This window comes from Clostridium sp. YIM B02506 (assembly GCF_022324845.1).
Classification (GTDB): Bacteria; Bacillota; Clostridia; order Clostridiales; family Clostridiaceae; genus Clostridium_T; species Clostridium_T intestinale.
In genome coordinates, this window is the sequence record NZ_JAKGTG010000023.1 from 31,471 (window position 1) to 51,483 (window position 20,013).

Here is a 20,013-nt window from a genome sequence, read left to right on the forward strand (position 1 = left end):
TTCCCCCGTTTTCATATCTTATTTTCTACTTTCTTGCCACTTTGCTTGTGAATCCTTAATTGCATCTTCCCAAGTTGATTGTCCATCTAAATACTTTTGAATATTTGTTCCTACAGTATCCATTCCCCAAGCTGTTGGATATCCCATAAATACCCAAGGTGTTGTTTTTCCTTCTTCTGAATACTTAGCAACTGCTTTTCCTAATGAATCTTGTGGTTTAACATTTTCAAATCCTTTATATGCAGGTATAAAGAAGAATTTATTTACCACATAGTCTTTACCTTTATCAGATGTATATAACCATTCTAAGAAGTCTTTAGCTGCTTCTTTTACCTTATCATCTGCTCCACTGTTTACAGCCCAATACATAGGTACTCCTACTGGAATAGTATCTTCTTTTCCGCCTTCTATTGACATAGGCAATATGTCTAAGTTCTCAGCAACTTTTGGATCTACACCATTAACGGCATTATATATCCAGTTACCTTGTTGAACTATTGCAACTCTTTCTACAGCTAAGCCCTCTTCAACTTGATTACTGTATTTTACTGCGTTTAATTTTCCTTTTGATGTTCCATTACTTGAGTAAGTAGCTTGTAAGTCTATTAATTTCTTAAAACCTTCACCATATTTAAATTCAACAGTTTTTGATTCAAAAGCAGCTAAATCACTTGTAAATTCTTGTGATAATGCAGCATTTGATGTGTGTAATCCAGTTACCCAGGTTTCTGATGCTGGCAATTCAAATACAGCTTCAAGATTAGGGAATTGAGATTTTAAAGCACCTGATTTTATTTTTTCATCTAAAATTTTAACTGCTTCCTCTAAAGTTTTATAAGAATTTATCTTAGATGAATCGATTCCAGCAGCCTTAAAAATTTCCTTATTGTATATAAGTCCATATCCTTCAACACTCATAGGCGCTGCATATACTTTTCCATCTACAGTTACACCATTAAGTGTTCCTGAAACAGCATTTTTAACCCAATCCTCTCCACTTAAATCTTCAAGTTTACCTATCCAATCCTTTATGTCCTGAGGGCCTCCCACATTATATATAGCTGGCTCTTGACCTGATTGAAATTTAGCTTTTAATGCTGCACCATAGTCATCGCCTCCGCCTACTGTACTAAGATTAATTTTTACGTCTGGATGATCTTTCATATAATCGTTTACTGCATTTTGAAGCTCATCGTGTATTTCAACCTTAAATTGAAAAATGTCAACTTGAACTTGTTTTGCAGAATTAGAATTTCCTTTTGAACAACCAGTTAATGCAACACTTAAGCTAAGCACAACTGTGGAGATAATAGTAAAAATTTTTTTTCTTCTCATATTTCTTTCCCCCTGAAATTTTATTTATTAAAATCTATCTACAAAAATGTAGACAGATTTTTAATCATTAATTACTTTATGTTCTTACAAGACTCCCTTTCAATAAGAGTTGTATCTAAACTAATATGTTTATGTTCAGACTTATTATTAAGTAAATTAAATAATAGGTCCACGCTTTTTTCTCCCATTTCATATCCAGGCTGTAAAATGGTTGTCAATGCTGGTTCATAATATTTGCCATAATCTATTCCATCCATTCCCATTACAGATAGATCTTCTGGAACTCTATATCCTCTAGATCTAGCTGCTTTTATAGCTCCTATTGCCATAATATCCGATATAGCAAATACTGCAGTCATATCCTTATTATTATCTAATAATTCATTCATAGCATCATAGCCTGATTGGAAATCATAGTGACCTTTTTTAGATATTAATGTATCTTCAAAATTTAAGCTATTATTTTTTATAGCCTTTCTATATCCTTTAATTCTTAATGGTCCTACAATTGTATCAGTTTTATCCGTTGATATAATTCCTATTTTTTTATGTCCTAATTTACATAAATAATCTACAGCCTTATAAGCAGCCTTACTATTTTCGATACCTATTGAAGAAAACTTATCCTTAAATTTTACATCTTCGATATATACTGAAGTTAAAACCATAGGTATTCTTAAGTTATCTAGTATTTCTTCATTAAAATCGTTAAAATTTCCTCCTAAACATATAATACCTACAAGTTTCTTTTCTTTGGCTAGTTCTACAGCTAATTCTAAATCATTTATGTAAGGATCATTATTATAATGGAGGATTACACTGTACCCCTTTTCATCAATCTTATCACTGATAATTTTCACTATTTCTGAGAAAAAGGGATTAAATATACCTTTCACCAAAAGACCTACACTATTTGTATTATTTCTCTTTAAATTTCTAGCGCTGTTATTAGGTATATAATTGCACTCTTTAATAACCTTCAATACTTTTTCTCTTGTTTCACTTCTTACCTCTGGATTATCATTTAAAACTCTAGAAACTGTTCCAACTCCTACTCCAGCTAATTTTGCTATATCCTTTATAGTAACCATATAATCATCCCCAACGTATTTTTATAAAAATTCAAAAACCTTCATGAAACGATTCCAGAACTATTCGGAACCGTTTCCGAAACTATAATAAAATTATAGCATCTATGTAAAGGTTTATCAATATAATTTTGAGAAATTTTTAATTATTTTCTTTTGAAAAAAGAGCTATTTTTTATAGCTCTTAATCATAAAATATACTTATATGAATTTCAAAAATCATTTTTTCTTCATTATACTTGATAAAGACCTCCCCTTGATGCAGGCCTATTATACTCTTTACTATAGCCAAACCTAATCCAGAACCTTCAACTTTTAAACTTTATAAAAAATAAGAGCATTGCTTTTAAACAACACTCTTATACTCTTATTCACAATATATTTGAGCTAAATTTATAATAACCTCTACGGCCTTTTCCATAGATTCTATAGGCACATATTCATACTTACCGTGGAAGTTCTCTCCACCAGCAAATATATTTGGTGTAGGTATTCCCATAAATGAAAGTCTAGCACCATCTGTGCCACCTCTTATAGGTCTTATATCTACTTCTACTCTAGCTCTTTCCATAGCCTTTTTAGCATGATCTACTACGTACATAACAGGATCTATTTTTTCTTTCATATTTCTATAGCTCTCTGTTATTTCTACTTTCACTAAATCCATTCCATATTTACTATTTATAACAGCTTGCTTCTCTTTCATTATCTCAAGCCTTGACTTATATACTTCAAGTGAGAAGTCTCTTATTATATAGGATAAAGTTGATTCTTCAACACTACCATCTATTCCAACTAAATGATAGAATCCATCATAACCTTCTGTTTTTTCTGGAACTTGATGTTTAGGAAGAAGGTCCGCATATTCCATTGCTACAGTCATAGAATTTATCATTTTATTAAAAGCATATCCTGGATGAACATTTCTTCCTTTAACTATAACCTTTGCACTTGCAGCATTAAAGTTTTCATACTCAAGCTCACCTATTCTTCCGCCATCCATTGTGTAAGCATACTTAGCTCCAAATTTTTCAACATCAAAGAATTTAGTTCCTTCTCCTATTTCTTCATCAGGAGTAAATGCTATTCTTATTTCCCCGTGCTTAATTTCTGGGTGTTCAATTAAGTATTCTACAGCTGTCATGATTTCTGCAATTCCCGCCTTGTCATCAGCACCTAAAAGAGTAGTTCCATCTGTAGTTATAAGTGTTTTTCCTTCATAAAGTTTTAACTCTGGAAATTCTTTTGGAGATAGTATCACATTATTTTCCTCATTTAATACTATATCTCCGCCTTCATACTCTACTATTTGAGGATTTACATTTTTGCCTGTCATATCTGGAGATGTATCCATATGAGCTATGAAACCTATAACTGGAACTTTTTTATTTATATTTCCCTCTAAAGTTGCATAAACATATCCATGCTCACACATCTCCACATTCTTAAGCCCTAAATCATTTAATTCTTGAACTAAAATCTTAGCTAAATCAAATTCACCTTCAAAACTTGGAGTTGTGCCTGTACTTTCATCAGCTGTTGTATTAATTTTTACATATTCTAAAAATCTATCTTGAACCTTTTTCATAATTTATACTCCTTTTTAACCTATTATAAACAATTCCTCTTCTGTAACTTCTTTCTTTATAAGCTTTAACGCTAGGTATATATAAACCATAGAAACCGCTAAAAATATAAGGCTAAACATAGGTACTCTTACATTTGCAGATACAAATATAGTATCTATTATTACTGGCAATGTAATAGAATATAAGGATATTCTATATAGTCCTTTAAACTTAATTTTCACCTTAACAATATAACTAACTACAGTTCCAACTAATGCTATAATTAATGCCCATAGTAGGTTTCCTATAAACCCACCTATTGTATAAATAAGCAATACAAAAATCCATACTATACTAGCAGCATTTAATATATTGATTATATCTCTAGGATATATATTAGTTGTTATATCTGAAAAATTCTGAACAGTTTGTTGCCCATTATTGTTGATTATAACTCTATCTTTAAAAATCAAAACTGAATTTATATATTTTTCTAGATTAAGATCAGATAGATTTTTTTGTCCAAAAGAATCATATGTATAGCTAGTATCAACCAATACCAATACACCTTCTTCTTTTATAAGTATAGGATTTTCCCCAACGGTTAATTCCCCATTTTCTAATTTAAAAGTGTCTTCATTTTCAGTTAGGTAATTTTTAGTTTCATTTATTGCCTTTTGAATATTTCTAGATACATTAAATCCTTTAATGCCACCAAGTATTATAGACAATAACAAAATATATATTATAGCCTTACTTGTTCTTTCTTTCAAAAAGACCAAATAACTTTTTATATCTATAATACTTTTTATAAACTTCTCTGCTACATTCATTTTCTTCATAAAAAGTTTCCCCCTTAAATTTCCATATCATTTCTATTATACTATACTTTAAATCAATCTTCTATATTAATTACCACTCCTTTAAATGCTATAAAAACATATATAATTCCAATGATCAAATAAATATAATTTGTAAATAATAAAGATATATTTAAAAACCTCAAAATAGCTCCTAAAATTATACCTGTTGTAATAGAGTATAAACTCATTTTATAAATATTTCTATATTTTAGCGGCCATCTTAATAAAGCATTAATAATTACTCCAGCCAAAGATATTATAAATGCTGAAAATAAATTTAAAACTATCATCAAAACTGGGGTTACAAATTCAATTAAATAAGCTCCCATTTTTAACTTAGGTAAAAGTTCTTGTGTTTTTTCTTTATCTAAATTAATCCACTTAAAAAAATCATAAGTTGCTTGATCTATATTAATATTACTTTTTTTATAAAAAAGCTTATCTTTCAAAATTAAAATACATTTATCATATTCATCCAGTTTACTTTCTGTTGTTTCTCCTGAAGTATCTATTATTATAGTAGGTTTTTTAGCCTTTTTTATTATTATTGGTTCCTTTTCTTTTACATCTAAAATACCATTGTATAATGTAAACTCAGGAAAACCATTTCCAACCTCATCTTCTATAAGATTAATAAAATCTAAATAGTCTCTAGCTGGTGTCGTAAAGCTAATAAGTCCAGTGATAACAGTTATAGATATCATGTATATAAAAGCTCTTACGAGACTTTCCTTTATTAAATTATAATATTCTCCTGGCTTAAAAATACTTATAAAAAACGCTTTAACAAAATTTATTTTTTTCATATTTTCACCTAATCTTAATTCTTTTTTTATATTATTACCATTTTGCCCAATATTAAAATTAATAACTATATTTGCTATAAAATGATTATTAATAGAATTTTTGGTAATACTTTTTAAAGAATTCTTTATTAGGAGGTTCTGCTTATGCGTAAAAAATCATCACTTAAGACTTTAATAAAGGATAATAAAGGTTTTATATTTATATATCTAACCTTAGTTACCTTGGCTACCTCCCTTATAGTAGCTTCAGTTATTTCATATAACTACTTAATTAGTGCCTTTAGATCTCAATTTAATAATGGTCAATATAGTTCTGCTAATAATATAATCATTAATCAGCAAAAATATAATCCAGTTAAAGCTCTATTAATAAATAGGGATTTACAGAAATTTTTAAGGCAGTTTTTTGATGATGTAGTATCATCCTATGACAATAAGGAACTCGGTGAAAATGAAGCTTTATTTTTAGTTAAAGAGGTAGAAAGTTACGGTTTTTTTAATGAAGATATACAATCATTCAAAACCTCTTTACCAACTATTAAAGAGTCCGAAGATAATTTAAAAAATGGAATCGCTAGCTTAAATAATGAGAAATACAAGGAAGCTATTGATAGTTTCTCTAAAGTATCTCTTTTTGATTCCAACTATAAATCAGCATTAGAATATAAAAAAGAAGCTTTTAATAATTATAAAGTATCAATAATAGATAAAAGTAAAGAATTAGCTGAAGATAAATATTATACTAAGGCCATTGATTTAATTAATAACAACTTAGGTGAATACATATCTCAGGATAAAGAAATAGAGGATTTACTAGCATCTTATGAAAGCGATAAAAAGAATTATCTTGCCTCAACAGGTAAAAATTCTTCTACTGTGGCTGCATCAGCATCTTTACCTGTAATAAGTTCAAGTAATATCAATACCTTAAATCTAAGTAGTTCAACATCAATGCTTATATATGTTAATAAAAATACTCAAAAAACTTATGTTTATAAGGGATCTAAAAATTCTTGGAAGTTAGACAAAACCTTTTCTTCCTCTACAGGTATATCTGGAAAGGATACTCCTTCTGGTATATTTGAAGTTTTAGAAAAGGGTGAATGGTTTTTCTCTGAAAAATATCAGCAGGGTGGTAAGTATTGGGTACAGTTTAAGGGAGACTATTTATTTCACTCACTGCCATTCGCTGAAGATAAAAAAACTATAGTAGATACAACCTTAGGTAAAGCAGCCTCCCATGGCTGTATAAGGCTTGATGTTGCTAATGCTAAATGGCTATATGAAAATGCTAAAAAGGGAACTAAGGTAATAATTAACTAAAAAGGTGGCTCAATATATTGAGCCCTTTTTTAGTTTCTTTTTATATTTGCGTTTTAAAATATGCTTTTTTAAATATCTTTAGGAATTTCTATACAATTGTACAACTGTACACTTACTTTTTCTGTACAATCGTACAATCGTACAATTGTAAAATCTTACACCTGTACATCTGTACAATTGTACATTCATAATATAAATTATCTTAGGTAAATGCTTAACTAATACTTGTTTAAAAACAATTAAATAGACTTCTACATTTTTTTGAATAACTTACTTAGATACTTTAGCATAAACCCTCTATCTTATGGTAACTAATATATAGATAAGTTTTAATGATAGGAGTTGATTATATGAAAACCATAGGTGATAATCCAATTTGGACCAGTGTAAATCCAATAAGTTATCATTATCCAAGTTTAAATGAAAATATTGATTGTGATGTTGTTATTGTTGGTGGAGGAATATCTGGAGCTTTATGTTGTTATTACTTTGCTAAGGCAGGTATAAAAACTGTTCTACTTGAATCAAATATTCTTGGTTACAGCAGTAGTTCTTGTTCTACCTCTATTCTTCAATATGAAATTGATTCAAACATTTCAGGTTTAAGTAGTCAGTTAGGAAAAGAAAAAGCTTTTGAGGCTTTTGCTGAAACCCTTCAAGCTTTTAATGATCTAAAAGATATAATAAATGAATTAAATATTGATTGTGACTTTAAAGCTGTTCCCTCTTTACTTTATACTAATAAACCTGCACATTCACAGGCATTAAGAAATGAATATAATCTTAGAAAATCTGCTGGATTTGATGTTCAATATATAGACTTCAATAATTCTAGAGATTATTTTCCTTTCCCAATTTATTCAGGAATACTTTCTCACGAAGGTTCTGGAATAGTTGATCCTTACAAATTAATAAATGCTTTAATAAGAAATGCTTTTGATAATGGGGCTAGAGTTTTTGAACATACTCCTGTAGATAATATAAAAGCTCTTTATACAGGTGTTTTAGTAAATACCCCTAAAGCCAAAATAAATGCAAAAAAAGTTATTATTGCTACTGGTTACGAGGCTATAGAAGATTATCATATACCTAATCAAAAATTAACTAGAAGTTTTACTATTAGTACAACAAAATTTCTAAATGAAAACGAAGAGGTTTGGTATAAAAACTCTATAGTTAGAGATATGAGTGATCCTTATACATACCTTAGACCAACTGTAGATGGTAGGATATTAATAGGCGGAGAGGACATAGATAATTTAGAATATAATGATGAATTAAATTCTAAAAAATATCTAATACTAGAAAAGAGATTAAGAGATTTGCTCTGTTCTCCTAAAGATTTTAAGATTGAATTCCAATTTAATGGTGTATTTGATGATACAAATGATAGTCTTCCTATAATAGGAGAAAATCAAGACTTTCCAAATCACTATTTTTGCTTAGGCTACGGTTCTAATGGAATTTTATATTCAACCTTTGGAGCAAAGATGCTATTAGATCTCTATCTTAATCAGAATGCCTCCCACTTGGACTTATTTGAATTTAGTAGAAATACCATCTAGAGCTATCGCACTAAGAAATTAGTGCAATAGCTCCTTTTTTTATTTAATGTTTTTATTTTTGTAGTAAAATTAATTGAGGTGATTTATATGGTTATTTTTTATCCTAAAGATGTTCAATATGTTATAGATACATTAACTAAAAATAATTATGAAGCTTTTTTAGTTGGAGGATGTGTTAGAGATATTCTTTTAGATACAAAACCTAAGGACTATGATATAACAACTAATGCTCTACCTGAGCAGGTAATGTCATCATTTTCAAAAACAATACCTACTGGTTTAAAACACGGAACAGTAACTGTTTTAATTAATGATACTCCATACGAAGTTACAACCTATAGAATTGATGGTGATTATAAAGATAATCGAAGACCTGAAGATGTTCAGTTTGTTTCTTCACTTAAAGATGATCTATCTAGAAGAGACTTTACGATAAATGCTTTAGCTTATAACAATAAAGATGGTCTACAGGACTTTTTTAATGGCACAGAGGACTTATCCTCAAAACTTATTAAAGCTGTAGGTGATGCTGATAAGCGCTTTAATGAAGATGCTTTAAGAATGCTTAGAGCTATACGTTTTTCCTGTCAGCTTAACTTTAATATAGAATTAAAAACACTAAAAGCTATAGAAAAAAATAGTTCTCTTATTTTAAATATAAGCTCTGAAAGAATACGAGATGAACTTTGTAAAATCCTAACTTCACCTAATCCTGCTAAGGGATTTAGACTTTTAAACTCTACAGGTATACTTAAATATATACTTCCTGAGCTTCAAAAGGCTGTTGGTTTTGACCAAAAAACGCCTTATCATGATAAAGATATATTTGAGCACACTCTTTCTGTTGTAGAAAAAGTTCCTAATAATTTAACCTTAAGATTAGCTGCCCTTTTTCATGATATAGCTAAACCACAATGCTTTTTTATAGGAGAAGATGGTATAGGACATTTTTATGAACATCAAAAGGTAGGAAAAGATTTATCTAAAAATATACTAAAAGGCCTATCCTTTGATAATGATACTATAGTCAAGGTTTCTACCCTTGTTAGAGAACATATGAGTATACTTTTTAAACCCAAATCCGCGGCTATTAAAAGGTTAATTAATCGAGTAGGAAAAGATCTTATATTTGATTTATATGAATTACAAAAAGCAGACATCTTATCTTCTGCACCTCCATTTATAGCTTTAGAAGCTTTGGAGTCTACTAAAGAAAAAACAAAAGAAATTTTAGAAGCAGATGAACCTTTGGATAAATCTTCTTTAAATATAAATGGAAACATATTAATGAAATCCTTAAATATAAAGCCTGGAAAAATAGTTGGAGAAATAATTGATTATCTTATGAACAAAGTTATAGATGAACCTAACTTAAACAATGAAACTGATTTATTAGTTTTAGCTAGAGATTATATAAATGATAAAACAAACCCTTAGGAGTAATTTTACTCCTAAGGGTTTACCTTTTATATCTTAACTTCTTTATCTTTGTTAAATAAATATAGATATCTTTCTTTAACTTTTTTACCTGTTATTTTTTCTAAAGCTTCTTCATAGTAGTCTAACTGTAATCTATACCTATCTATTATTTCCTCTACACCTTTTTCTCCAACATAATCTGTTTTATAGTCTAGAAGAATTATTCCATCCTCTTCTTCAAAATAGGCATCTATTACTCCCTGAAGTCTAACCCTCTCAGTTTCATATTCTCTAGGAAGAGTTTTATCAAAATTTAAGGCACTTATTTCTGTATAGAAAGCTAACTCCCTATTTACTTCTCTACCTTCTTCAAAAGCTCTCTTCATTCTCTGCCCTAAATTACTATTCATAAAGTTTAGGATTTTCTTTATGTTTATTACTTTACTTTCATCTTCTCTTAGTAAGTCTCTTGCTATTAATTCTTCTATTTGTTCTTTTATATCACTGTATGAATTACTTTTTCCTAACTCTAACTTCTGCATAAAGAAGTGAACTATTGTACCTCTTTCAGCTGGTGATAACCCTCTCTCTTCTTGCAAAAATACTGGTTTTATTACTTTCTCAACCTTAAATACATCATAAGTAGCTTCTTCTTGTAAATCCTCATAAGCTCTTTTCTTTAAATCAGATACTGATATATTTGAAGGAAGTAAAGACGACTCTCTATACTTATACTTAAAGCCTAGTCTTCTTTCTATCTCTTTATTTATTGATTTATATTCCTTATTTATAAACAATTCTTTTTCTTCATTTTTATCCACAGCAATAAAATTTTCTTCCACAGGCATTTGAGATTTTCTCCACAGGTTTATATTCCAGTGAGAATTATCAAGGCTTAAGTTTTCCACAAAGCTATTTTCGCCTCTCAATATACCACCATCCTTATGTCTACATAAAGCTAAGGCTATCCAATCTAAAAAGCTTCTTTTCTTAAGTACTTCTGATGGAGATATTTTATTATCCCCTAAGGCTGTTGACCTTCTCCACTTATCTACACTTCTATCAAAATTAGTTGTAGCTCCTGTTATTATAAGCTTTTCCTTAGCTCTAGTTAAGGCTACATAAAGTATTCTCATTTCCTCTGATAAGGCTTCTACTAAGAACTTTTTCTTTATAGCATTTTTAGCTATAGATGGATAGGATACTCTTCTTTCTACATCTATAACCTGAGGGCCAAATCCTAAATCCTCATGGAAAAGAACCTCTTTATTTAAATCCATAAGATTAAATTGTTTTCCACAACCACTTAAAAATACTACAGGAAACTCAAGACCCTTACTTTTATGAATACTCATTATTCTTACTACATCTTCATTTTCACCAAGAATTTTAGCACTTCCCATATCACCAGATGAGCTTCTAAGTCTATGAATGAAGTTTATAAAATTAAATAATCCTTTAAAGCTGGTTCTTTCAAATTGCCTAGCCCTTTGGAATAATATTCTTAAGTTAGCTTGCCTTTGTATTCCATTACTCATAGCTCCTACATATCCATAGTAAGAGGTATCCATGTATAAATACCATATAAACTCATCTATAGGAGTATATATCGCCTTTTCTCTCCAACGTCTTATGTTATTTATAAAATAGATACATTTTTCCTTTAGGCTTTGATTTACTTCTTTTTCCCCTAAAGCTATTTTTTCTATGGTTTCAAAGTAATAATCTTCTTCTCCTATGATTCTTAAATCTGCAAGTTCTTCCGCTGTAAAAGAAAATATAGGACTTCTTAATGTCGATATTATAGGAACATCTTGTAGTGGATTGTCTATAACTTGAAGTACAGAAAGTATAGTTCTTATTTCTATGGTTTCAAAATATCCACTTCCAGTATCAGCATAGATTGGTATACCCATAGCTCCAAGTTCCTCTAAGAAAGTGTCAGCCCAGTTTTTAGTTGCTCTTAAAAGAATTACTATATCCTTAAATCTTATTTTTCTATATTCTCCAGTGCCCTTATCTAAAACCTTATATATACTTCCGTCCTTAGGATTCATAAGATTATTAATTCTGCTTCCCACGATTCTTGCTTCTATTTGAACTGCTGTTAAATCCTCTTCTTCCTCAGAATCAATCTCTATTTCTTCTGTAACTTCATATTCTTCTTTTTCTTCTTCTCCACTTTTATCTATTATATGAAGTTCAATATCTCCAGCTACCTGTACCCCTTCTTCTTCAGGATATGAATAGCTAGCTCCTAAATTTAAAGCTTCTTTCTCATCATATTCAAGCTCTCCCACAGTAGTTGACATAAGCTGAGTGAATATAAAATTAACTCCATTTATAACTTCTTCTCTACTTCTAAAATTTTTATAGAGCATTATTTTTCTATTTTTATCTGTATCCTCAGTTCCATAGCTATTATATTTCTCTAAGAAAAGCTCTGGTTTTGCTTGCCTAAACCTATATATACTCTGTTTTACATCTCCAACCATAAACACATTAGGATTTTCTAATTCCTTTCTAGAAACAAGATTTATTATGGTTTCTTGTACATTGTTAGAATCTTGATATTCATCTACAAGAACTTCATTAAACTTCTCTCTTAAAGAACTTGCGACTGAAGAAGGTTTTGTTTCTCCCTCTTCCTCATCTATAAGAATTTTTAAACATAAATGTTCTAGGTCATTAAAGTCTAAAACTCCTCTTTCTCTTTTTTTAGCTTCATATCTATTCTTAAAGTCTATTACTAAGTTAGAAAGAGACTTCATAAGAGGATATAGAAGTTTTAACCCTTCGAGTATTTCTTCTGGAGCTACATTAAAGGCCCCATCTCCCATTTTTGATATGGATTTTTTCACTTCATCTCTTATCTTTTTTACTCTTTCTTGAGTGTCTGGATCTTCAACATTTTTAGCCAGAACTCTTTTAAGAGTTGAAAATTTTACTAAGCTTATTCTTAGGTGTATATCTTTTAAGGAACCTTCCTCTAAACTCACTTTTATATTATTAAGAATATTAATATCATCATTAAGATTTTCACCATAAGGTTCTAACCCTCCGCTGTTTTCAGCTAGGTCTAACGCTATATAGAGATTTTTTATAAGACTGTTTAGTTCAAGAAGTACTGATTCCTTTAATACCTTTATCCAAGGAGTGTTTTCTAACTCCTCTTCACTATATATATTAAAATCTTCTGATTTCTCTTTTAGCCAGTTTTCTGGCCAAGGACCACTCATTGAAAACTCATAGAGATTTAAAACTAATTCTTGTAGTTTTTTATCATCTTTACCACTTCCATAGGCATCTAGAAGAATTATAAATTCTTTATTCTCCTGGTCATACTTTTCTTCAAAAAGCTCTGTTAAAGTTTCAAGCTTCATTAAAGTTCCTTCAGTATCATCGCTTATTCTAAAGGCTGGGTCTAAATCTATATGATGAAAGTTGTTTTTTATTGTATCTAAACAAAAAGAGTGCATGGTAGTTATGTTTGCTTTACTTAATAATGTTAGTTGCCTTTGAAGGTTTTTAGAGTTAGGTTCCTTCTCTAACTCTTTAGATATGGCATCAGCTATTCTTTCTCTCATTTCTCCAGCTGCTGCTGAGGTAAAAGTAACAACTAATAGTTTATCAATATCAACTGGATTTTCTTTATCCGTTATTATTTTTATTATTCTCTCAACCAAAACAGCTGTTTTACCTGAACCAGCAGCTGCTGCTACTAAAAGGTTACAGTCTCTAGTATTAATAGCCTGAAGCTGTTCTTCTGTCCATTTAGTTGCCATCACTTTTCCCCTCCTTCTTCATTCTTTTTTATATCTTCCTGCATTTCTTGCCATACTTCTTCTTTTTTCTTTAACTTAATTAGCTTATATTTATTATCCTTTAAACTAGTATCAAACTGGCATACTGATGAGTAATCACAAAAATCACAATAAGCAAAATTACTCTCTTTAGCAGGATTTATCTTTATGTTACCTTTAAGCATATCTGAACATATTTCTTTTATCTTATAGTTGACATACTTCCTTAAGGTTTCAAATTGCTCTTCAGTAGCAACTGAGCTTGTGGAAGAAACATCTCCATCCTTTTTTATTCCTGCTGGTATAACTACAGAATAAAGTCCTGGATCATTATCCATAGCTTTTATTATCTTAGGATCTTTAAGCACTAATCCATCCATTTTAAAGGAGGATAGGACCTTCTTTTGTATCTCTTCCTCAGTTATTCTCTTTTCAGCTGCTATAAGTGGATCATCTATCCTAAAGTACAATATAGCTCCTGGAAGCGTACTTTTATTTAAGAAATACTTAGAATTCTTTATTAAAGCGTCTAAATATACTAATAATTGAATCTGAAGTCCATGATAAAGCTTTGTTAAGTCAAATTTCTTACTACCTGACTTATAATCAATAACCCTAATATAGCTTTCTCCATCTATATCCGCTACATCAACTCTATCAACTCTTCCTACTAAAGATACTTCTTCCCCATCATCAAGTTTGATTTTTATAGGTTCTGCATCCTTAAAACTTGAGAACTCAAACTCATTTTTATAGATTTCAAACGTACTTCTTTTCATATGCTCAGATACTGCTGATACAGATTTAGATAATATCCTTTTAAATCTATCTGTAAAATACTTATATCTTTTTGAACTATTTAATATGAACCCTTGATTTTCATCTAGTTTTTTATCTACAAGCATAGAAATTATATTGCTACACTTATCCTTATCTAGTTCACTCCAGTTTATCTTCTTATCTCTTACGTAAGTAGTAAACCCATCTAATATCTCGTGCATAAAGGAACCCAAATCTGGCGCTGAAAACTCATATATCTTTCTATCTTTTGCTTTTAATCCATATTGAACATAATAAGAAAATGGGCACTGAGCATATTTTTCAAGCCTAGAAACTGAAAATAGAAGTTTTCCATTTTGGGAGGAGTATATCTTTCTAGCTTTATCTTTAGGTAAATCTTCATCTTGATTTGTATAATTTAAAGCTCTTTCAAGATTTTTAGCTTTTTGCTTCCACTTATCCTCTTTCTTGTACCAGCTATAAACCTCTCCCCAATATTCTTCTACAACCTCTTCATCATAGTCTTTTCTTACTGCTCCTATAAGTTCATTAAAAGTAGGAATAGGCGCAACTATTTTATCAAAAGCTTGAACCTTTTTGCTTATATCACTATCCTCAATTAATTTAGGGAATAATTTTTTTATTCTAGGTATTATTATTGAAGGCCTTAAGGACTTTCCTTCAAAATCTGCCATGGGATAGGTTATTATTAATCTTTCACTTGATATTGTTAGAGCTGTATAAACTAATAGTTGCTCTTCAAATGCTTTTGCTTTTGAATCAGATGCTAAAGTTACCCCTTTATTTTTTAATAACTCTCTATCTCTATCAGACAATATTCCTTCATCTTTAGTAGTAGCTGGAATAACCCCATCGTTAACTCCTATTAAAAATAAAATCCTTACCTCTTTACTTCTGACCCTTGTTATGTCACCTACTGTTACCTCATCTAAAGATAGTGGGATAAGTCCTAATTCATATTTCTCAAAACCTCCAGTTAATACTTTCGAGAATTTCTTTATATCCATTTTCTCATTTCCCATTACATCTACAGCTTGATCTAAAACTTCCATTACTATAGAAAGAATTTGAGAATATTCTTTTTCCTTATCTTGAATTCCTTCTTCATTAAACTTGTCTATCCAACTTGATACCCTGCTTACTGCGTTTATCTCAGTTAAGAAGTCATAAATAGCTTCACATATTTCTCTTACTTTCTTTTCTCCCTTAGTTTTATTATAAAAGCTTATAAGAGGCCTTTTCACCTCATCTTTAATCTCATTTATAAGTATTTTCATATTCTCATCTTGCTCATTCTCATTGGTGAAGCCTAAGGGATAATAATTCCAGTCCTCTTCTGATAACCAATGTTTTTTATTTACACCATAAGCAAGGACATAATTTTCTATTATATCTATATACTTAGTTTCAAGACCTGTAAGACCTGTTTTTAGATACTTAAATAAGCTCTCATAATTCCAGTTTTTATTATAAACTTCAAACAGAGATGTAACTAAAACCACAAAAGGATTATTTAATATATCTCTTTTTTTATCAATGTAATAAGGAATTTCGTATTCGTTAAATATAACTGAGGTTATTTTTTCATAGTCATCAATATTTCTACAAACTATGGATATATCTTTATACCTATATCCTTTATCTCTAACATATTCTTTAATATTTTTAGCGATAGTTTGAATCTCCTCATAACTATTAGAAGCCTTATATATACTTAAGCCTTCTATTTTGTTTTTAAACTCGTTAAAGGGATATGAGTAAAAGTATTTTTCAAGATGGGCTAGTTCCTTAGAACCCCTTAACTTGTATGGAGTTCCATCATTAACATTTATAACTCCATCAAAAGGAATCCTATTCTCCTCCATAATCTTAAGAATTCTCTTTTCTGTACTTTTAGTTACATTAAATAAATCTGTAGATTCAACCTCTTCTTTAGGGTTCCATTCATCGCCTACTAAGGTTATATTTACTCTCTTAGCTTTTTTAGAAATAGTTTTTATTATGTCTAACTGCTGAGGCGTAAATGTTGTAAATTCATCTATCCAAATTTCTGTTTTATCATATAGCTTACAATCCTCTAACTTAGTAGATAACATAGTAAGTTCATCATCTGTATCAATATAATTTTCATGTAAAACTTCGTTAAAACGTAAATATATCTTTTCTAAATCTATAAGCTTATATTTTAACTCTAAATTTTCATCGCTTAAGTCCTTTGATATTTCCTCCAATATTTCCGGGGTAATATTATACTTTTTAAATTCAGTTATGGTCTTATCTATAATATCTATAAATCCATTTTGCTTAGATGCTTTATTAAATATCTTAAGTTCTTTTTCTATTTCTTGAAGAACCTTATATATTATCATAGCTTTTCCTGAATCCTGCATCTTCCTAATAGTTAATCCACCACATTCTGAAAAAACTCTTTGAGCCATCCTTTTAAAGCTTAATACTTCTGTTTTAAGTAAGGCTCTCTCTCCAACTTGATTTAGTAATGCATTTTCAGCTCTAAATGTAAATTGTTCAGGAACTATTAGTATAAACTTTCCTTCTTTATTTTCATCTATTCTCTTTTTTATAGCTTGAAGACAAAAATGAGTCTTTCCAGCTCCAGATCTACCATATACAAACCTAATACCCATAGAAAATTTCTCCTTAAATTTGTCATTATATATTATTATAAAGTAAAAAAGTCGTCAAGGCGATTATGAGCCGTCGACTTTTTTTGCTCATCTGCCTTTCCAAACGCATGTGAGGAAAAAATGGCAGGAGCTCAATTTTCTTATTTTTTATTCTTTAGGGTTAGTTCATATCTAATAAATGAATTTCATGAAGCTGAAAAAGCTTCTACAGCAATAATGTGTATAATTTCCTAAAGAATAAAAAAAGACTCCTAACAAAGATTATTACCTTTTTAGGAATCTTTTAGAACAATATTAATAAGCTCTTCTAGCAAAGTCTACAAATTTAAATTTATCAGGTCTATGTCTTGATTCTGTGTATTGAAATAGAGTTCCATCTTGTAAATAAACCATGGTATCTACTACTACTATCATATCATATCCTTCTAAGTCTAAATGTTCTATGTCTTCTTCTGAGCTCGATCTAACTGTTATCTCTTTTTTTGCAAATCCTATCTTTAGCCCCAGCTCTTTTTCTATGTAGTCATATATAGAGTTACTACATATCTCTTCAGTTAATTCTGGAATATATGTACTATTAAAGTGGTCTTTATCTAATATAATTTTTTTACCACCAATTTCTCTTACTCTGACAACCTTCCAGAGCTTTTCATCATCTTCTAAAACTAGCTTATTTCTTAAAAATTTATCACCTTTAGTTAGTTCTAAATTTTTAACTAAGGTTTTAGACTCCCCCTCCATACTTTCAGCCATTTCCTTAAAGCTTATTAAGCCAGATACCGGAAATTTATGCCTATTAATATCTAGGACAAAGGAGCCTTTACCTTTTACCTTATTTATATATCCATTGTGTTCAAGCATATTCAGTGCTTTTCTCACTGTATCTCTAGAGAATTTATATTTTTCCATCAACTCATTTTCCGATGGAAGTTTTGAACTAGGAGGATAACTTCCTTGTTCTATTTTTTCTATAATTTTATTATAGAGAGTTATATATTTACTATTCATATATTATCACCATAAATATTTTAACATGACTATATTTACTTCTCAACAATATACTCTTTTATATTTATTTTTCAATAATATATGCAATGGATTCATAGGGTCTAAGTTTAATATTTTTTAAATCTTTAGTAGAATCTTTATAATTAGATATTAATATATCTAACTTCTTATACTCATCTACAAATTCTTTTACATCTACATCTATAGTTTCTCCATAAAAGTTATTTAAAACTATAAGTTCCTTATTTTCATAACTTCTTATATACCCAAAAATCTTTAAGTTTTCTTCTAATATAGGTCTATAGTTTCCATAAGCTATAATATCATGCTCTTTTCTTAGAGATATTAGCTTCTTATAATGATAATAAACTGAGTCCTCATCTCTTAAAGAACTTTCAACCGTTATGTCTGTACTTTTACTTAGTGGTATCCATGGAGTCCCTTCTGTAAATCCAGAATTTTTTTCACTACTCCATTGCATTGGTGTACGTGAATTATCCCTAGATTTAGCTTGTAGTATTTTTATTATCTCTTTTTCACTTTTTCCCTCTGACTTTAAAATATTATAATAATTAATTGATTCTATATCCCTATATTCCTCTATATTATCAAAATATGCATTTGTCATGCCTATTTCTTCTCCTTGATAAATATAGGGAGTGCCTCTCAACAAATGAAGGGTTGTAGCTAACATTTTTGCTGATTCCTTAGGATAGTTTTTATCATCTCCAAAACGCGATACTATTCTAGGCTGATCATGATTACACCAAAATAAGGCATTCCATCCTTTTTCCATTCCTATTTGCCATTCATTTAATAGATTCTTTAATTTCATGAAGTCAAAATCCATCAAGGTCCACTTTTCACCATTTTTATAATCTACTTTTAAATGATGAAAGTTAAACACCATATCTAATTCCTGTTCTTGCGGATTTGAATATCTAACGCAGTTTTCTATACTTGTTGAAGACATCTCACCTACTGTGATTAAATCTTTATTTTTCCCAAAACTATTACTATTAAGTTCCTTTAGATATTCATGTATCTTAGGACCGTCTGTATAGAACCTACGGCCATCACCTTCATAATCATTTATAAACTCTTCTGGTTTAGAGATTAGATTTATAACATCTAATCTGAAACCTTTCACGCCTTTTTTTACCCAGTAGTTAACAACATCATATATTTCTTCTCTAACAGCTTCATTCTCCCAGTTTAAATCAGCTTGAGTCTTATCAAATAGGTGTAAATAATACTCATCAAACTTTTCTACATACTTCCAGGTATTTCCCCCAAATTTTGATATCCAGTTAGTAGGTTCTTTTCCATCTACAGGGGCTTTAAATATATAGTAATCTTTATACTTTTCATCTCCATTTAATGCATTTTTAAACCATTGATGTTCTGTTGAAGTATGATTAAAAACCATATCTAACATTATATCTATATCAAGTTTTTTAGATTCAGCTACTAATTCTTGAAAGTCTTCCATAGTTCCAAATCTTTTATCTATACTCTTATAATCCTCAACATCATATCCATTATCCTTCTGAGGAGATATATAAAAAGGTGTCAGCCATATATAATCAACGCCCAAGTCTTTTAAATATCCTAAACTAGTAGTAACTCCTTTTATATCCCCAAACCCATCTCCATTTGAGTCTTTAAAAGATTTAGGATATATTTGATAAAACACACTTTTTTTAAAGTCCTTCATATTTATTTACTCCTTATGCTTCAATTTATAGTACTAAAGGAAGGAACTAATTAGGTTCCTTCCTGTGAATGC

At 29.6% G+C, this 20,013-nt stretch carries 12 protein-coding genes; 3 read left to right on the top strand and 9 right to left on the bottom strand.

Annotated elements, in window-relative coordinates; translation table 11 throughout:
• Positions 1-18 precede the first annotated feature (18 nt).
• The 5 genes from L1S49_RS16080 to L1S49_RS16100 form a co-directional block, all read right to left on the bottom strand.
• Complete coding sequence (locus L1S49_RS16080) at positions 19-1,335, bottom strand: ABC transporter substrate-binding protein (RefSeq protein WP_238906347.1); 1,317 nt, start codon at positions 1,333-1,335, stop codon at positions 19-21.
• 71 nt (positions 1,336-1,406) lie between these two features.
• A complete protein-coding gene (locus L1S49_RS16085) occupies positions 1,407-2,426 on the bottom strand; it encodes a LacI family DNA-binding transcriptional regulator (RefSeq protein WP_238906349.1) in 1,020 nt (339 codons plus the stop codon).
• A gap of 364 nt (positions 2,427-2,790) precedes the next feature.
• Complete coding sequence (gene pepT / locus L1S49_RS16090) at positions 2,791-4,011, bottom strand: peptidase T (RefSeq protein WP_238906351.1); 1,221 nt, start codon at positions 4,009-4,011, stop codon at positions 2,791-2,793.
• Between the two features lie 15 nt (positions 4,012-4,026).
• Complete coding sequence (locus tag L1S49_RS16095; RefSeq protein WP_238906353.1) at positions 4,027-4,833, bottom strand: DUF1189 domain-containing protein; 807 nt, start codon at positions 4,831-4,833, stop codon at positions 4,027-4,029.
• Between the two features lie 53 nt (positions 4,834-4,886).
• Entirely contained in the window at positions 4,887-5,660 is a 774-nt protein-coding gene (locus L1S49_RS16100; protein WP_238906355.1) for a DUF1189 domain-containing protein, read from the bottom strand.
• A 144-nt stretch (positions 5,661-5,804) separates the two neighbouring features.
• On the opposite strand from L1S49_RS16100, the gene L1S49_RS16105 reads away from it, so the two are divergent.
• From L1S49_RS16105 to L1S49_RS16115, 3 genes are all read left to right on the top strand, one after another.
• Positions 5,805-6,983 (top strand): L,D-transpeptidase, encoded by a 1,179-nt coding sequence (locus L1S49_RS16105; RefSeq protein WP_238906357.1) that lies wholly within the window; start codon positions 5,805-5,807, stop codon positions 6,981-6,983.
• A gap of 350 nt (positions 6,984-7,333) precedes the next feature.
• Positions 7,334-8,548: an FAD-dependent oxidoreductase gene (locus tag L1S49_RS16110; protein ID WP_238906359.1), complete on the top strand. Its 1,215-nt coding sequence runs from the start codon at positions 7,334-7,336 to the stop codon at positions 8,546-8,548.
• Between the two features lie 87 nt (positions 8,549-8,635).
• Entirely contained in the window at positions 8,636-9,985 is a 1,350-nt protein-coding gene (locus L1S49_RS16115) for a CCA tRNA nucleotidyltransferase (protein WP_238906367.1), read from the top strand.
• Positions 9,986-10,014: 29 nt separating this feature from the next.
• Here the strand turns inward: L1S49_RS16115 and addA are convergent, their stop codons facing one another.
• The 4 genes from addA to treC all read right to left on the bottom strand — a co-directional run bounded on the left by addA (position 10,015) and on the right by treC (position 19,941).
• Positions 10,015-13,752 carry a helicase-exonuclease AddAB subunit AddA gene (gene addA, locus L1S49_RS16120; protein ID WP_238906375.1) on the bottom strand — a complete coding sequence of 1,246 codons (3,738 nt, stop codon included), beginning with the start codon at positions 13,750-13,752 and terminating at the stop codon, positions 10,015-10,017.
• Positions 13,752-17,216, bottom strand: a complete 3,465-nt coding sequence (gene addB, locus L1S49_RS16125; RefSeq protein WP_238906377.1) for a helicase-exonuclease AddAB subunit AddB — start codon at positions 17,214-17,216, stop codon at positions 13,752-13,754. Before addB ends, addA begins: the two co-directional genes overlap by 1 nt.
• 294 nt (positions 17,217-17,510) lie before the next feature.
• Complete coding sequence (gene treR / locus L1S49_RS16130) at positions 17,511-18,224, bottom strand: trehalose operon repressor (protein WP_238906381.1); 714 nt, start codon at positions 18,222-18,224, stop codon at positions 17,511-17,513.
• A gap of 64 nt (positions 18,225-18,288) precedes the next feature.
• Positions 18,289-19,941 carry an alpha,alpha-phosphotrehalase gene (treC, locus tag L1S49_RS16135; protein ID WP_238906383.1) on the bottom strand — a complete coding sequence of 551 codons (1,653 nt, stop codon included), beginning with the start codon at positions 19,939-19,941 and terminating at the stop codon, positions 18,289-18,291.
• Positions 19,942-20,013: the final 72 nt, after the last annotated feature.

Coding starts and splice junctions, on each gene's coding strand:
- L1S49_RS16080 (WP_238906347.1), bottom strand. CDS start 1,335: ATGAGAAGAAAAAAAATTTTTACTATTATCTCCACAGTTGTGCTTAGC.
- L1S49_RS16085 (WP_238906349.1), bottom strand. CDS start 2,426: ATGGTTACTATAAAGGATATAGCAAAATTAGCTGGAGTAGGAGTTGGA.
- pepT (WP_238906351.1), bottom strand. CDS start 4,011: ATGAAAAAGGTTCAAGATAGATTTTTAGAATATGTAAAAATTAATACA.
- L1S49_RS16095 (WP_238906353.1), bottom strand. CDS start 4,833: ATGAAGAAAATGAATGTAGCAGAGAAGTTTATAAAAAGTATTATAGAT.
- L1S49_RS16100 (WP_238906355.1), bottom strand. CDS start 5,660: ATGAAAAAAATAAATTTTGTTAAAGCGTTTTTTATAAGTATTTTTAAG.
- L1S49_RS16105 (WP_238906357.1), top strand. CDS start 5,805: ATGCGTAAAAAATCATCACTTAAGACTTTAATAAAGGATAATAAAGGT.
- L1S49_RS16110 (WP_238906359.1), top strand. CDS start 7,334: ATGAAAACCATAGGTGATAATCCAATTTGGACCAGTGTAAATCCAATA.
- L1S49_RS16115 (WP_238906367.1), top strand. CDS start 8,636: ATGGTTATTTTTTATCCTAAAGATGTTCAATATGTTATAGATACATTA.
- addA (WP_238906375.1), bottom strand. CDS start 13,752: ATGGCAACTAAATGGACAGAAGAACAGCTTCAGGCTATTAATACTAGA.
- addB (WP_238906377.1), bottom strand. CDS start 17,216: ATGGGTATTAGGTTTGTATATGGTAGATCTGGAGCTGGAAAGACTCAT.
- treR (WP_238906381.1), bottom strand. CDS start 18,224: ATGAATAGTAAATATATAACTCTCTATAATAAAATTATAGAAAAAATA.
- treC (WP_238906383.1), bottom strand. CDS start 19,941: ATGAAGGACTTTAAAAAAAGTGTGTTTTATCAAATATATCCTAAATCT.